General features: G+C 68.8%; 15 protein-coding genes. 2 read left to right on the top strand and 13 right to left on the bottom strand.

Features of this window, described 5'->3' with window-relative positions; all coding sequences use genetic code 11:
• Positions 1-12: 12 nt before the first annotated feature.
• Genes ACO2TI_RS15570 through ACO2TI_RS15595 form a run of 6 tightly spaced genes read right to left on the bottom strand, consistent with a single transcriptional unit; the run spans position 13 to position 7,120 of the window.
• Positions 13-993 (bottom strand): hypothetical protein, encoded by a 981-nt coding sequence (locus ACO2TI_RS15570; RefSeq protein WP_423285697.1) that lies wholly within the window; start codon positions 991-993, stop codon positions 13-15.
• A gap of 23 nt (positions 994-1,016) precedes the next feature.
• Positions 1,017-2,372: a TolC family outer membrane protein gene (locus ACO2TI_RS15575; RefSeq protein WP_423285699.1), complete on the bottom strand. Its 1,356-nt coding sequence runs from the start codon at positions 2,370-2,372 to the stop codon at positions 1,017-1,019.
• Positions 2,373-2,402: 30 nt separating this feature from the next.
• Positions 2,403-5,456, bottom strand: a complete 3,054-nt coding sequence (locus tag ACO2TI_RS15580) for an efflux RND transporter permease subunit (RefSeq protein ID WP_423285700.1) — start codon at positions 5,454-5,456, stop codon at positions 2,403-2,405.
• Complete coding sequence (locus tag ACO2TI_RS15585) at positions 5,453-6,559, bottom strand: efflux RND transporter periplasmic adaptor subunit (RefSeq protein WP_423285702.1); 1,107 nt, start codon at positions 6,557-6,559, stop codon at positions 5,453-5,455. Before ACO2TI_RS15585 ends, ACO2TI_RS15580 begins: the two co-directional genes overlap by 4 nt.
• Positions 6,556-6,891, bottom strand: a complete 336-nt coding sequence (locus ACO2TI_RS15590; protein WP_423285704.1) for a hypothetical protein — start codon at positions 6,889-6,891, stop codon at positions 6,556-6,558. The genes ACO2TI_RS15585 and ACO2TI_RS15590 overlap by 4 nt, the downstream gene beginning before the upstream one ends.
• Before the next feature lie 31 nt (positions 6,892-6,922).
• Positions 6,923-7,120 (bottom strand): hypothetical protein, encoded by a 198-nt coding sequence (locus ACO2TI_RS15595; protein WP_423285706.1) that lies wholly within the window; start codon positions 7,118-7,120, stop codon positions 6,923-6,925.
• A gap of 36 nt (positions 7,121-7,156) precedes the next feature.
• Between ACO2TI_RS15595 and ACO2TI_RS15600 the strand changes: the two genes are divergently transcribed.
• Positions 7,157-7,576 (top strand): GFA family protein, encoded by a 420-nt coding sequence (locus tag ACO2TI_RS15600; RefSeq protein WP_423285707.1) that lies wholly within the window; start codon positions 7,157-7,159, stop codon positions 7,574-7,576.
• Between the two features lie 270 nt (positions 7,577-7,846).
• On the opposite strand, the gene ACO2TI_RS15605 is transcribed toward ACO2TI_RS15600, so the two are convergent.
• From ACO2TI_RS15605 to ACO2TI_RS15630, 6 genes are all read right to left on the bottom strand, one after another.
• Positions 7,847-8,239, bottom strand: coding sequence for a hypothetical protein (locus ACO2TI_RS15605; protein ID WP_423285709.1), 393 nt, complete (start codon positions 8,237-8,239; stop codon positions 7,847-7,849).
• A 20-nt stretch (positions 8,240-8,259) separates the two neighbouring features.
• The gene (locus ACO2TI_RS15610; protein ID WP_423285710.1) at positions 8,260-9,570 is read right to left on the bottom strand and encodes an aminotransferase class V-fold PLP-dependent enzyme; all 1,311 of its coding nucleotides are present in this window, start codon (positions 9,568-9,570) and stop codon (positions 8,260-8,262) included.
• 83 nt (positions 9,571-9,653) lie between these two features.
• Positions 9,654-10,382 carry an amino acid ABC transporter ATP-binding protein gene (locus ACO2TI_RS15615; RefSeq protein WP_423285891.1) on the bottom strand — a complete coding sequence of 243 codons (729 nt, stop codon included), beginning with the start codon at positions 10,380-10,382 and terminating at the stop codon, positions 9,654-9,656.
• A 71-nt stretch (positions 10,383-10,453) separates the two neighbouring features.
• Positions 10,454-11,197, bottom strand: a complete 744-nt coding sequence (locus tag ACO2TI_RS15620) for an amino acid ABC transporter permease (protein ID WP_423285712.1) — start codon at positions 11,195-11,197, stop codon at positions 10,454-10,456.
• A 6-nt stretch (positions 11,198-11,203) separates the two neighbouring features.
• Positions 11,204-11,902, bottom strand: a complete 699-nt coding sequence (locus ACO2TI_RS15625) for an amino acid ABC transporter permease (RefSeq protein WP_423285714.1) — start codon at positions 11,900-11,902, stop codon at positions 11,204-11,206.
• A gap of 30 nt (positions 11,903-11,932) precedes the next feature.
• Positions 11,933-12,751 carry an ABC transporter substrate-binding protein gene (locus ACO2TI_RS15630; RefSeq protein ID WP_423285892.1) on the bottom strand — a complete coding sequence of 273 codons (819 nt, stop codon included), beginning with the start codon at positions 12,749-12,751 and terminating at the stop codon, positions 11,933-11,935.
• Between the two features lie 158 nt (positions 12,752-12,909).
• On the opposite strand from ACO2TI_RS15630, the gene ACO2TI_RS15635 reads away from it, so the two are divergent.
• Positions 12,910-13,818, top strand: coding sequence for a LysR family transcriptional regulator (locus ACO2TI_RS15635; protein ID WP_423285893.1), 909 nt, complete (start codon positions 12,910-12,912; stop codon positions 13,816-13,818).
• Here ACO2TI_RS15635 and ACO2TI_RS15640 read toward each other — a convergent pair.
• Positions 13,790-14,719, bottom strand: a complete 930-nt coding sequence (locus tag ACO2TI_RS15640; RefSeq protein WP_423285716.1) for a LysR family transcriptional regulator — start codon at positions 14,717-14,719, stop codon at positions 13,790-13,792. The genes ACO2TI_RS15635 and ACO2TI_RS15640 overlap by 29 nt on opposite strands.
• Positions 14,720-14,743: the final 24 nt, after the last annotated feature.

The following is a 14,743-nucleotide window of genomic DNA, read 5'->3' on the forward strand; positions in this document are numbered from 1 at the left end:
GGGTGGGGGCGGTCATGCGGCCATGAGGTCGGCCGCTCGGGGCTGTTGGAAAGGCGGCAGCGGCGGCAGCAGCCCGCACTGCGCGCGCGCCTCGTCGAGGCTCAGGTTCATCAGCGGCCAGAAGTCCCAGCCGTGCGTCATGTCGATCGGGCATTTCGCGCCGCGGTGGATCGCCCACAGCACGCGGCGCGGATCGAACTGGCCGGTCACGCCGGGCGTCGCCGGCGTGATGCGGATGCCATGGTGGAACTGCAGCAGCACGAACTGCAGGAAGAAGAAGCCGTCCTCGCGCCGGTTGCCGGCCTGGAAGCTGCCTTGCTGGATCTCGCCGAGCGGCGTGGCCGCGTGTCCGGCGAGCACGTGGCCGAGGTCGTGGTAGACCAGGGTGGCTGGGATGCCGCCCGGCTCGCCGGGAAAGCCGAAGCCCTGCTCGGTCATCAGCGTCCAGTAGGCGCGGCCCAGCGTGCCTTCGGGCAGCAGGCCCAGGCGGCGAAAGCGCTGATGCTGGTCGCGGTTGACCGGCGCCTTCAGCGCCAGCGCGGCCACGTAGCGCAGCACGCCGCGCAGGCCTTCGCTGAACCAGGCCTCCTTGAGCATCGCGCGCATTCCGCGGCGCATCGCGAGAAAGCGCACGCGGCCGGTGCGGCCCTGCAGCAGCGCAGCCAGCACGTCGACCACGCCGTCGCGCGTGCCGATCGCGCGCGAGAGCTCGCGCACGAAGGCCACCGAGCCGGGCTTCAAGGGGCAGCTCAGCAGCGCGGCCACCGCGGCAAGCTGCACCAGCCGCTTGCGCGCGTGGGCGTTGCCGATGCGCACCTCGCGCGCGTCGATCGGTGCCGGGTCGCCGGGCGGCAGCGGGTGAGCGGTGATCAGCGCATAGGTGTCGAGGAAGGCGCGCTCGCGCGCGTCGAGCGGTGCTTCCGGCTCGAGCGCGGTGCGCAGCACGCGCAGCACGGTGTCGAGCTCTTGTGGAGGAAAGACGTCGATGTCCATGGCGGTTCGGATGGGGTGGAGACTCAGCGGGCGAGGTAGGCGTTGAGCGCCTGCAGGTCGCCCTCCTGCAGCTCGCCGGCGGCCAGCGCGAGCCGCACGCGGCCGAGCAGGTGGTCGTTGCGCGCTTGCGCGAGGTCGCGCTCGGCGGCAAAGACGCGCTGCTGCGCGTCGAGCACGTCGAGCTCGGTGCGGCTGCCGACGTCGCGTCCGAGCGTCGTGGCTTCGAGCGCGGTGCGCGCCGAGCGCAGCGACTGCTCCAGCGAGGCGATGCGCGAAACGCCGGTCTTGACCGCGAGGTAGGCGTCGTTGGCGGCGAGCCGCGCGTCGCGGCGCGCGGCGCCGAGCTCCTGCTCGGCCTGGCGCTGCTTGCTCATCGATTCGCGCTCGCGCGACTGGATCGCGCCGCCGGCATACAGCGGGATGTTGATCTGCACGCCCACCGTGGCCTGGCGGTTGCTGTCGGGCGTGAGCGACGACGACGTGCCGCTCTGGTGGCGCGCGCTGTAGCCGGCGACGAGGTCGAGCGTCGGCCGCCCGCTGAGCTTGTGCTTCCCGATCTCGGCGCTCGCGATCGCGAGCTCGCGCTCCTTGGCCAGCACGCGCGCGTTGTTCTCCTCGCCGCGGCGCTGCCAGGCCGCGAGGCTGTCGGGCTGCGGCGGCGCGGGGCGAAAGTCCTCGCGCAAGGGCGCCAGGCCGGTCGCGGGCGCGCCGGTCAGCTCCTCGTACTGCGCCTGGCGCGTCGCCAGCGTGCTTTGCGCCGAGACCTCGCGCGTGAGCACGCTGTCCAGGCGCGCCTGGGCTTCCTGGAGGTCGGTGATGCGTCCGCGGCCGACGTCGAAGCGCGCCTGCGCGCGGTCGCGCTGCATCGTCACCGCGGCCAGCTCGCCTTGAACGCTGCGCAGCGTCTCCTGCGCCAGCAGCACGCCGAAGTAGGCCTCGCTGACGCGCTGCATCAGCTCCTGCTGCGCGTGGCGGTGGCTGATCTCGGACAGCTCGCTTTGCTGGTGCAGCTGCTCGCGGTTGGCGCTGCGCTGCGCGTCGTACAGCGGCTGCACCAGCGTCACGCCGGCCTGCGCAACGTTGTTGCCGCTGTCGCTGCGCACCAGGCCGGCGAGCGCCGGCGGCAGCTCGGGTTGGGAGGAGCGGTCCTCGACGCGCGTGACGCCGGCGCTCAGCGAGATGCGCGGCTTGAGCAGCGCATCGCCTTGCACCGCCTGCTCGCGGCCGGCGGCGGCCGCCTCGTGCGCGGCGCGGATCGTCGGATCGTGGTCCAGGGCTTTCAGGTACGAGCCCATCAGGTCGAGCGCGTGGCCGTGCGTGCTCATCAGGACGAGCGAGGCCACGGCGGCCGCCCGTGCGACCGGCTTGAATCGGAACATGGAGTGCTCCCGTGCGTGGATGCGCGCGCCTCAGGCGGCGCGTGGCGGCTTGGCGCCGTAGCAGCTGGCGTACAGCGCCGGCAGGAAGAGAAGGGTCAGCAGCGTGGCGACGAGGAGCCCGCCCATGATCGACCAGGCCATCGGGCCCCAGAAGACCGAGCGCGTGAGCGGCACCATCGCGAGGATCGCGGCCAGCGCGGTCAGCACGATCGGGCGCACGCGCCGCACGGTGGACTCGACGATCGCGTCCCACAGCGCCGCGCCGGCCTGCACCTCGTGGTCGATCTGCACCACCAGGATCACCGAGTTGCGGATGATCATGCCGGCCAGCGCGATCACGCCCAGCATCGCGACGAAGCCGAACGGGATGCGAAACGCCGCCAGCATCAGCGCCACGCCGATCAGCCCCAGCGGCGCGGTCAGGAGCACCAGCGCCATCTTCTTGATGTCTTGCAGCTGCAGCATCAAGAGCAGCAGCACGGCCACCAGCATCAGCGGCATCACCGCGAAGATCGAGGCCTGCGACTTGCCGCTCGACTCGAGCGCGCCGCCGACCTCGATGCCGTAGCCGATCGGCAGCTTCGCGCCGATCGCGTCGATCTGCGGCTTGAGCGCCAGCGTGACGTCGGGGCCCTCGGCGCCGGACACGTCGGCGCGCACCGTCAGCGTCGGCACGCGGTTGCGGCGCCAGATCACGCTCTCTTCGGTGTCGATCGACAACCTCGCGACCTGCGACAGCGGCACGAACTGCCCGTCGCGCAGGTACAGCCGGGTGTCCTTGAGCGTGTTGAGGTCGCCGCGCTCGTGCGCGACCAGGCGCGCGACGACGTCGATGTTCTTGTCGGCCTCGCGGTAGTCGGTGACGCTGGTGCCGGAGAGCGCGGCCTGCAGCGCCTGCTGCACCTCGCGCGAGCTGATGCCGAGCTGGCGCGCCTTGTCCTGGTCGACCTCGACGCGCAGGCGCTTGAGTCGCTCGCCCCAGTCCTGGTTGACGGCGCGCACGTGCGGGTTGGCGCGCATCGCCGCGGCAACCTGGTCGGCGATGGTCTGCAGCTTGGCACCGTCCGGGCCGTAGACGCGGAACTGCACCGGATAGCCCACCGGCGGCCCGTTTTCGAGCCGGTTGACGCGCCCGCGCACGAGCGGAAAGCCGGTGTCCAGCGCGTTCTGGATCCTGGCCAGCACGCGCTCGCGCGCCTCGCCGCCCTTGGTCATCACCATCAGCTCGCCGAGGTTGAGGTTGGGCGTCTGCACGTCGAGCGGCAGGTAGAAGCGCGGGCTGCCGTTGCCGACGTAGCTGGTCACGGCGAGCACGTCCTCGTCGTTCTTCAGCAGCGCCTCGAGCGCATGCACCTCGCGCAGGCTGGCCTCGAAGCTCGCCGCCTGCGGCAGCCACAGGTCGACCATCAGCTCGGGCCGGTCGCTGGCCGGGAAGAACTGCTTGGGCACCGCGCCGAACAGCGCCATCGAGCCCGCGAACGCCGCCAGGGTTGCCCCGATCACCCAGCGCCTTCGCGCCAGGCACCAGCCCACCAGCGTGCGAAAGCGCGCGTAGAAGCCCTTGGCATAGACCGCGTCCTCGTCGACGTGGCCGCCCGCGTGCTCCTTGAGCAGCTTGAAGCCGATGTAGGGCGTGAACAGCACCGCGACGATCCACGACAGGATCAGCGAGATGCCCACCACCTGGAACAGCGAGAACACATACTCGCCGGCGCCCGATTTCGCAAAGCCCACCGGCAGGAAACCGGCCGCGGTGATCAGCGTGCCCGTCAGCATCGGGAACGCGGTCGCGGTGTAGGCGTAGGTCGCGGCGCGGAACTTGTCCCAGCCCTGCTCGAGCTTGAGCGCCATCATCTCGACCGCGATGATCGCGTCGTCGACCAGGAGGCCCAGCGAGATGATCAGCGCGCCCAGCGAGATGCGCTGCAGCTCGATGCCGAGGAAGTACATCACCAGGAAGGTCATCGCCAGCACCAGCGGGATGCACAGCGCGACCACCAGGCCGCTGCGCACGCCCAGCGAGAAGAAGCTCACCACGAGGACGATCACCACCGCCTCGAGCAGGCTCTTCTTGAACTCGTGCACCGACTCCTTCACGACGCGCGGCTGGTCGCTCACCGCGTGGATCTCCACGCCCACCGGCAGGCCGGCCTGCAGGCGCGACACCGTGGCCGAGAGCTGCTCGCCCAGGCGGATCACGTCGCCGCCCTTGCGCATGCTGACCGCCAGGCCGATCGCGTTGTCGCCGTTGAAGCGCATGCGCTGCGTGGCCGGGTCGGCGATGCCGCGCTTCACCTCGGCGATGTCGCCGAGGCGGAACGTGCGGTCGCCGGCGCGGATGCCGATGTCGCGGATGCTCTCCACCGAGTCGAACGCGCCGCTCACCGCCAGGCGCACCTGTTCGCTCGCGGTCTGCACCGTGCCGGCCGCGCCGACCGCGTTGGTCTGCGCCAGGGTGACGGCGATCAGCTGCGGATCGATGCCCAGCGAGGCGAGCTTGGCGTTCGAGGTCTCGACGTAGATCGTCTCGTCCTGCGCGCCGACGAAGTCGACCTTGTTGACGTCGGCCACGCGCAGGAACTCGCTGCGCGCGGCATCGGCGATCTCGCGCAGCTCGGCGTCGGAGAAGCCGTCGCCGGTGATCGCGTAGAGATTGCCGAAGGTGTCGCCGAACTCGTCGTTGAAGAAGGGGCCCTTCACGCCCTGCGGCAGCGTGTGCTGGATGTCGCCGAGCTTCTTGCGCACCTGGTACCAGACCTGGGGCACGGCCTCGGGCGAAGTCGCCTCGCGCAGGTTGACCTTGACCTGCGCGACGCCGGGCTTGGAGAAGCTGCTGGTGTAGTCGACCTCGGCGATCTCCTGCAGCTTCTTCTCGAGCTTGTCGGTCACCTGCTCGGCCATCTGCTGCGCGGAGGCGCCGGGCCAGGCGGCCTGCACCACCATGGTCTTGACGGTGAACTCGGGGTCTTCCTTCTGGCCGAGCTGGCCGTAGGCGAGCACGCCGCCCAGGCTCAGGAGCACCAGCAGGAAGGCGATCATCTGCGTGTGCTGCAGCGCCCACGCGGAGAGGTTGAGGCGGTTCATCGCTGGGCTTCCTTGGCGGCGAGCGGCGCGTTGGCGATCGCGACGCGCTGGCCTTCGTGCAGCCGGTGCACGCCGGCCGTGACCACGGTCTCGCCGCCGGAAAGACCCTTGGCGACCAGCACCTCGTCGTTGTGCGCGGCGCCGAGCTCGACGGCCTGCGTGCGCACCTGCGAGGTCTTGGCGTCGACCAGCCAGACCAGCGTGCGGCCGTCGCGGCTGTAGACCGCCGACAGCGGCACGCGAATCGCGCTCGCGCCGGCCACGTTGGGCGTGAAGACGGAGGCCGTCATGCCCAGCATCAGCGCGTCGCCGGCGTCCTTGACGGCGATGCGCGCGGCATAGGTGCGCGTGAGCCGGTCGGCCTCGGGTGCGAGTTCGCGCAGCGTGCCCGCGAAGCGCTTGCCGGGCGCGGCCCACAGCGAGACCTCGAGCGTCTTCGCGCGGCGCAGCTCGTCGACGCGCGACTCGGGCACGCTGACCGCGACCTCGCGCTCGCCGTCGGCCGCCACCGTGACCACGTGCTGCCCGGCCGACACCACCTGGCCGGCCTCGGCGTTGATCGCCGTGACGACGCCGTCGCGGTCGGCCACCAGCTCGGTGTAGCCGCGCTGGTTGAGGTTGATCTGCTGGCGCGCGCGGGCCGACTTGAGCTGCGACTCGGCCTCGGCCAGCGCCTGGCGCTGCTGGTCCAGCTCGGCCTGCGAGGCGAAGTTGCGCGCCAGCAGCTGCTCGGTGCGGCCGAGGTCCACGCGCAGCTGCGCGACGCGGCTGGTGGCGGCATCGACGTCGGCGGTGGCCGAGACGACGTGCAGCGACTCCTGCGCCGGGTCCAGCCGCATCAGCACCTGGCCGCGCTTGACGCGGCTGCCCAGCTCGACGTGGCGCGCGACCAGCTTGCCCGAGGCCTGGAAGCCGAGCTTGCTTTCGTGGCGCGCGGCGATCGTGCCGGCATACGTGGCGCCGACCGAGCCCGCGCTCGCGCCGACGACGATGCTGCGCACCGGGCGCAGCGGCTCGGGCGCGGGCTCGTCGCGCGAGCCGCAGGCGGGCAGCAGCGGCAGCAGGGCCAGCGCGAGGAGGGAAGGGCGAAGCGGCGTGATCATGGGTTCCTCGACGTGGTCGTGGTCGTGTTGGAGCCGGCCGCCGTGCAGCCCAGCCGGGCCGACTCGGCGTGCAGGTCGCCGAGCTGCTTGTCGGCCTTGGCGAGGCTGGCCTTGGAGAACGCGTAGCGGCCGGCGCCGATCAGCGGGATCGGGATGTCCCAGGCCTTGTCTTCGTTCTCCTGCGCCTCGCGGCGGCCTTGCTCGGCCAGCGCGATGTCCTGGTCGAGCCGGGTGCAGTCGCGCGCGGCGGCGTTCGTGGAGGGCTTGCTGGCGCAAGCGGCGCACAGCGCCGCGGCGAGGGCGGCCAGAAGGATCGGATGGCGTGTCGGCATGGCGAACCTGTCTCGAACGAGGGTGGAAGGCTCACGCCGCCGGCTTGGCCGGTGCGTGGTCGGTGGTGCGGCGGCGCGGAAAGGGCTTGCGGCCGGCGAGCAGCTCGCACAGCTCGGCAAGCGACTGGAAGGGCGCGACGCGGCTGGTGCCGACGTCTTCCACCAGGCCGGCGACGGCGTCGGCGTCGCGCCGGTAGACGCGGATGACGTAGCTGTGGATCTCTCGCACGGTGACTCCCGGAAAACCTTGGGAGGCACTGTAGGAATGGGGGTCCTACTTATTCGCTACTTATTCGCGAACTGGCCGCAGGCGCGTCGTCCCGACGCGTTGCCTGGTGGACGCCCGACAGGGCTCGTTGGAAACCTGCCGTCGGCTGGATCTTCAAGGAGATGCGGCACGCACCGATTCACGGGCGCCTGCCTGTGCGGCGGCGTGCAGGTGGTGGCATCGGGCCGCCGATTCCGGGTCGGCCTTTGTCACTGTCTCGACTGCCGCAAGCATCATGGGGCGCTCTTTCACGCCAGCGCGGTGTTCCCTCAGGATGCGGTGACGATCGACGGCGAAGCGCGCGACGACGCCGGGGGGCACTTCTGTCCGCGCCGTGGGTCGCCCGTCTTCGCGCGCACCACCGCTGACGAAATCGAAGTGAGCCTGGGATCCCTCTGGACGCCCCTGATCAACTGATGCCCACCTACGAAAGCTGGATCGTCCGTCGCGAGTCCTGGTTGCCGACGTTTCCGCTTACGAGACGGCGCGAGCGCGATCGCGACGCCGCGGGGCGCTTTGAGGCGTAGGTCGCGCGAAGGGCGGGAAGGCGCCGGCGGTGGGAGGGCGCGGCCGGGACTGGAGGCGGTCCTTCAAGGCTGTGGGCTCTTGTCGGCCAAGGGCAAGAGCCGGCCAGGAGCGGCCTGTGGGCCGGACACCCGCGAAGCGGTCGTTGCTATGCCCCGTTGTTCAAACAACTCCTGGATCTGCTGCAAGTCGCTCGATCAGATGCTCCCGGACATCGCGGATCCGCTCGTCCGTGTAGTAACCACCGAACTCGGTATAGCGCAGAAACGGTCGACCGCAACCGATGCACCGCCAGACGTCACAGCGGTTGTACGGGAACCACTCGATGGCGATCGGTGCGTCGGCGGACCATCCATGCGTTCCAGCCGGGTGGTACTCCGCAAGCGTGGGGTTCTCGTTGGCGGGGTCACGCAAGGTGCCGACCAAACGCAGCTTTGACCGATCAAAGCCACCGGGAACCGACTCCCATCCCGGGCACACGAGCGACGAGCAGTCCGGACAATCGGCCTGGGCGTGGAACGAGCGCGCCAGGGCGATGAGGTCGTCGGCCGTCATCGCCGGGACTTCAGGTGCCGTCACAGCGCGACTCCGACATGCGTGGCCGGTGCGCGCTGTTCAGCCGCGATCTGGCCCGTGACGTGAAGAAAACGATCGATGTCCGATGGGGCATGGCAGTGCAGCGGCGAGACGCGGATGGCGCCCGTCATGCCGAACGATTCGAGCATGCGGCGCGAGTAGATGCTCGAGGCAACGCGTTCGTAGACGATGATGCCCCTCTTCTCGTATTCGCGCACGGCCTGCGTGTGCTCCAGCCCTTCGATGCCGATGGCCAGGATCAGGTCGCGCCGTGCGAGGTCTGGGTGGTCGAGATGGACCGTCACGCCGCCGAGCTGGCGCAACCCTTGGACGCCGTCGGCGCCGTCGAGCAAACGATGCAGAAGTGCCCGTTCGTGCAGTTCGATGGCTTCGATGCCCTGCTCGAACTGCGCGCGGCGGTCCGCGCTTTCCGTGGAACGCCTGCCCAGCCAGCAGACATAGTCGACGATCTCGGTCACCGCGGCGAACTGCCAGGGTGCTGCGCTGCCCAAGTCCCAGAAGTCCGCCTTCTTGCCCGACAGCTTGTCGTGGCGCAGCACGGCAGCACGATCCGACAGCCAGGTGAAGCCGGATCCACGGGCGCCGAAGAACTTGTACGGAGCGAAGTTCATGGCATCGACAGGCGTCTTCTGCAGGTCGATGAGCCCGTGCGGCGCGTGCTGCACCGCGTCCACGACGATGAACAGGTCCGGCTTGATCGCCCTTGCCTTGCGGACGATGGCATCGACGTCCACCTTCGCGCCCGAGATGTTGGATGCGTAGATCACACTGAGCAGACAGGTGCCGGCATCGATGCGCTTCACCACTTCGTCGGCGTCGATGCCGCCGGTCTGCGGGTTGCTCGGCACGACGCGAAGCTCACGGCCGGTGCGTTCCGCATACTGGCTGATGGCGTCGTAGGCCGACGGGTGCTCCAGAACCGTCGTCACCATGTTGGTGCCGGGCACGTTCTCGGCGATGGCGCGAACCACGGCGAACATGCCGCCGGAGGCCGTCAGCGAAGCATAGACGGCGCCACCGCGGGCATTGAGAACCGTGCGCACATCGTCGGTGCCGCGCTGCTGGATGTCCTGCAGTTGCACAGCGACCGCATGGATGCGCTCCGGGCAGTCGGGGATGGCATCCACGGCCGCTGCCCTTGCGGTGACCGACTTCAGCCGCAGGGACCCGCCCGCGTTCTCGAAGAACAGGCGTTCGCGGCCGCTCGGGTCGTGGTCGACGAAATGGAAACGGTCCTTGATCTCCCGCTGCAAGGCATCGGGGAACAGCCGGCCGTGGGGATGGTGCATAGGGTCCTTAGAAGTTTCGACGGCGAATGACGCCCTCGCGTATGGAGGCGGTCGCCATCGGTGGATCGGTTCGACGTTGTCCGTCAGTGCGAGCGCAGGTCGGACAGGAACTTGCGCGCCCGGTCGCTGCGCGGATGGGCGAAGAAGTCTTCGGGCTTGCCGGTCTCCACCAGCACGCCGTGATCCATGAACCAGACCTCGTCGGCCACCTCGCGGGCGAAGTTCATCTCGTGGGTGACGCAGATCATCGTCATGCCGTCGCGTGCCAGGCTCTTCATCACCTGGAGCACCTCGCCGACCATCTCTGGGTCGAGCGCGCTCGTCGGCTCGTCGAACAGCATGGCCGGCGGGTCCATCGCCAGCGCCCGTGCGATCGCCACACGTTGCTGCTGCCCGCCGGAAAGTTGCCCGGGATAGGCGTCCGCCTTGGCCGCCAGGCCCACTCGGGACAGAAGCTGGAGAGCCCGCTCGCGTGCCTCCTTGCGCGACTTCTTCAGGACGTTCACCGGTGCCAGGGCGATGTTCTCGGCCACCGACAGGTGCGGAAACAGGTTGAAGCTCTGGAAGACGAAGCCGACATGGCTGCGGAATCGGTTGAGGTCGAGTGCAGGGGCGTGCACGTCCTGTCCGTCGAACTCGATGCGGCCGTTCTGAATGTCCTCGAGCCGGTTCACCGTGCGGATCAGCGTGGACTTGCCCGAGCCCGAAGGCCCACAGACCACGACGACCTGACCTTTGCGCACCTGGGCCGTCACGTCGTTGAGGGCGTGGTACGGCCCGTACCACTTGTTGACGCCCTGGAAGGCGATCATGGCCCCATGGGCCGGCGAGAGGGTTGCGCTCATGGCGGAAGAACTCCGATCACAGGTGCGTTCGACGACGGTCAGACGACGGGTTGGGGCTGCGGTGCGGGTTCTGCCTTGGCCGACACGACGCCGGCCCGACGCGCGGCGATGCGGCGCTCCAGCATCCGGGCCACCTGCGTCAGCGAGAAACAGAGCACGAAGTAGATGGCCGCGAGGATCACGTAGACCTGGAACGGCTTCGTCAGCAGAGTGTTGTTGATCTGGTTCGCGGCGAAGGTCAGCTCGTTGACGCTGATGACGTACCCCAGCGAAGTCTCCTTGATCGTCGAGACGAACTGGCTCAGCATCGCCGGCACCATGTTGTAGAGGGCCTGAGGAAGGATCACCTTGGTGGTCGTCTGCATGTAGCTCAGGCCGACCGCCCGGGCGGCTTCGGTCTGGCCCTTGGGCAGGCCTTCGATGCCGGCGCGCACGATCTCCGCGAGGTAGGCGGCCTGGTAGATGACCAGCGTGACCAGCATTGTCGTGAAGCCGCTCACCGTGTGGCCGGTCATCACCGGCAGGAAGAAGTACACCCAGAAGATGAACATGATGAGCGGCACGCCGCGCACCACGTACACCAGCACCGTCGCCGGCCTTCGCAGCCAGGCGAGTGGACTGACCCGCGCCAGCGCGATCAGCACGCCGAGCGGAAAGGCCAGTGCCAGGCCGAGCACCGACAGGATGAACGTGATCGCCAGGCCGCCCAGCGGGCCGCTCGGGTACTGCCCGACCAGCAGCAGCACCCAGTTGTCGGCGAGGATGGAAACGAAGTCACCCATGTCGGCTCACCGTGTCTTCAGGCGGAAGCGAGCTTCCAGCATGGAGCCGCCGGTCATGATCAGCAGCGAGATGCCCAGGTACACCGCCGTCGCGAGCAGGTAGATCTCCACGGTCCGGAACGACTGGCTCTCGATCTCGCGCGCCGCGTAGGTCATCTCCGCGACGCCGATCGCCATCGCCAGGCTCGTGTTCTTGAAGAGCAGGACCGTGTGGTTCACCAGCGTCGGAAGTGCGATGCGGATCGCCTGCGGCAGAACCACGAGACGGGTGGCCTGCAGGTAGCTCAGGCCCAGGGCACGTGAGGCCTCGAGCTGCGACTTCGGGATCGACCGGATGCCGCCGCGCAGGTCCTCCGACATGTACGCACCCATGCACAGGCCCACCGCGATGAACGCAAACAGGAACTCGCTGTGGTGCGCGTTGACCCAGTGCTGCACCCCGGGGGGCAGCAGCGCCGGAACGCCGAAGTACCACAGGAAGATCTGCACCAGCATCGGGACGTTCTGGTGCACCTCCACATAGGCGGCGACGAACCCTTCGGCCCAGCGGTTGCCGCTCATGCGAAGCGTGGCCAGGAGCGTGCCGACCGCCATCGCGAGCAGCCAGGCCAGCGCCGTGAGCTCCAGCATGGTCACGACCCCGTTCAGGATCTGGGCCGTGACGTCCGGCTTCGCCAGGATGCTGAAGTCCAGCTTGAGGCTCATCGAGGCTCCTCGTGATGGGCCGTGCCGCGCTCAGCCCTTGATCGGCTCGATCTTGAAGCCGCGCTTCAGGCCGTAGGGCGTGCCGGCGCCGAGCCACTTATCGAAGATCCTGGCGGCCTCGCCCGATTTCTCCATCGACTCGAGCGTCGCATTGACGTGCTTGATCAGCGCCGTCTCTTCCTTGCGCATGCCGACGCCCCAGTATTCCTGCATCAGGGGCGGCTCGAGGATGTCGATGGGCGTCGTCGACTCGACCTGCTGCTTGAACTTCACGAGCATGATCTCGGAGATCGCGAAGCCTTCGACCTTGCCCTGCTGCATGGCCAGGAAGGCCGCCGGCGGATCCTGGAACGTCATGGTCGTGGCCGTCGGCAGCGTTTTCTTGACCGCCATCTCGGACGTGGATCCCTTCGGTGCGCTGACACGCTTGCCTGCCAGATCGTTCACCGCCTTCAGGCCCAGATCGCGCCGGACACCGACCTTCTGCAGGCTGGAGTAGTAGCCGTCGCTGTAGGCGATCTGTTCCGCGCGCTCCGGCGTGTAGCCGAGGTTCGCGGCGATGACGTCGACGCGCCCCTGCTGGAGCTCGGGGATGCGGGCGGCGACGGCGATCAGCTTCAACTCGAGCTTGACGCCGAGGCTCTTCGCGATGGCGTTGCAGAAGTCGACGTCGTAGCCCTGGACCTCGCGCGTCTGCGGGTTCGGGAAGCTGAACGGTTCCGCGGTTCCGAGCGTGCCGCAGACGAGCGTGCCGCGTGCCTTGATGTCGGCGAGCTGGTCGGCCTGCGCGGCGCCCGATGCGGCGACCAGTGCGACAGCGGCCAGGCAGGAGGCGAGGGTCTTGTTCATGAAGAACTCCGGGGATGAACGGTTGGCAGAGGGTCGGGTCCGCATGGGACTGGACGAAGTTTGGGTGGACCGACAGGAGAAAAAAAGCGATATTTCCGAATCGAAGCGCATGCCGACGCGGCATGTGAACCGGGTTTTCGCGGAGGCGGTGCACCGTGTTGACGTTCAAGCAGATCGAGGCCCTGTACTGGGTGGTGCAACTGGGTGGTTTCTCGCCCGCCGCGCAGAAGTTGCACACGACGCAGTCGGCCGTCTCCAAGCGGGTGCAGGAACTGGAAGCCTTGTTCGACATCCCGCTCTTCGATCGGTCGCTGCGTGCCGCACGGCTGACCGAGAAGGGCGAAGAGATGTTCATGGTCGCCAAGCGCCTGCTGGAGCAACGCGACGCGGCCGTCGAGCGGTTCCAGCGGCCGGAGGTCGTCGAGCGCCGGGTGCGCATCGGCGTCACCGAGCTCACCGCGATGACCTGGCTGCCGCGCTTCGTCAACGTGATCCAGCAGTGCTATCCGCGGGTCGTGATCGAGCCCGACGTCGACATGAGCACCGCGCTGCGCGACAAGCTGCTCGCCGACGAGGTGGAACTGATCATCGTGCCCGATGCCTTCGACGACAGCCGCTTCACCAGCAAGCGGGTCGGCACGGTGGAGAACGCGTGGATGTGCAAGCCGGGCATGGTGAGCGCGAAACGGCCGCTGCGCATCCACGAGCTCGCCACGCACCGGCTGCTCACTCAGGGCGACCGCTCCGGGACAGGCCTGCTGTACGAGCGGTGGTTCAAGTCGATCGGCGTGCGCCCGGCCAACACGCTGACCAGCAACAGCCTCGTGGCGCTGCTGGGCCTGGCCGTTTCGGGATTCGGCATTGGCTACATGCCCCGCAAGTGCCTGTCGCCGATGGTGGACGCCGGCCTTCTCGAGGTGGTGGAGGTGACGCCGGATCTGCCGGAGGCGCCGTACGCGGCGCTCTACAAGAGCGAGCGGCGCAGCACATTGCTCGCGTCGCTGGTCATGCTGGCCCAGGACAGCTGCGACTTCGGCTCTACGTTCCAGACGGACGCCGTGGCGTGACGCCAGCTGGCTGCAGTTCGAGCGTGCGCAGCGTGGCGAGCATGGTGGCGGCCGGCGCGCTCTGCTCACCCTCACGCGACACGGCAACGATCCGAGCGACGGACTTGATCTCCGGCAGCGACAGATACCTCACGTCCTGCGGCCCGCGGGTCGCCACCGACGCGCCGACCACGGCGTAGCCCAGTCCGGCCGCCACGAGCCCCAGCGCCGTGTGGATCTCGATGGCCTCGTGGCCGATGCGTGGGCGCGCGCCGTGCTCGCGCAGCAGGGATTGCACATACGAGGCATAGCCGCTGGTCCGATCCCTGGGAAAGCTGATCAGCGGCAGCGCCTCCAGCTGCGCCAGCGCCGCGGTCTTGCGCCTGCCCAGCGGATGATGCATGGGCACGGCGGCCACGAACGGGTCGTCGAACAGCGGCGTGTAGTGCAGCCCCGCCTGGGGCTCGAAGGCGCCGACCAGGCGCGACAAGCCGATCTGGATGCGCTCGTTGCGCAGATGTTCCGGCTGCACCTCCGACAGCAGTTCGACCAGCTCGAGCTTCACGTCCGGGTGATCGCGCCGGAAGGCCTGCACCGCCGCCGGCACGACGGAGTAGATCAGCGAGCGCACGAAGCCGATGCCGAGCCACCCGTGCTTGCCGGCAGCCATGTCCTGCGTGTCCTGCTCGAGCCGTTCGGCTGTCGCCAGGAACTCGCGGGCACGCGGCAGGAAGAAGCGTCCCAGCGCGGTCAGCGCCATCGGCTTGACGCGGCGGTCGAACAGTTCGCCGCCGAACTCCTGTTCCAGCTGCGCGATCTGCATGCTGATGGCGGTGGCGGCAATGTGCAGTCGTTCGGCCGCACGCGCCAGGGTGCCCGTGTCGACAACCTCGCAGAAGCACCGGACCTGGTTGATCTTCATCGTTTCTGAATATACGTCCAGAAA

It is taken from the genome of Caldimonas sp. KR1-144 (assembly GCF_049446155.1).
Taxonomy (GTDB): domain Bacteria; phylum Pseudomonadota; class Gammaproteobacteria; order Burkholderiales; family Burkholderiaceae_C; genus Rivibacter.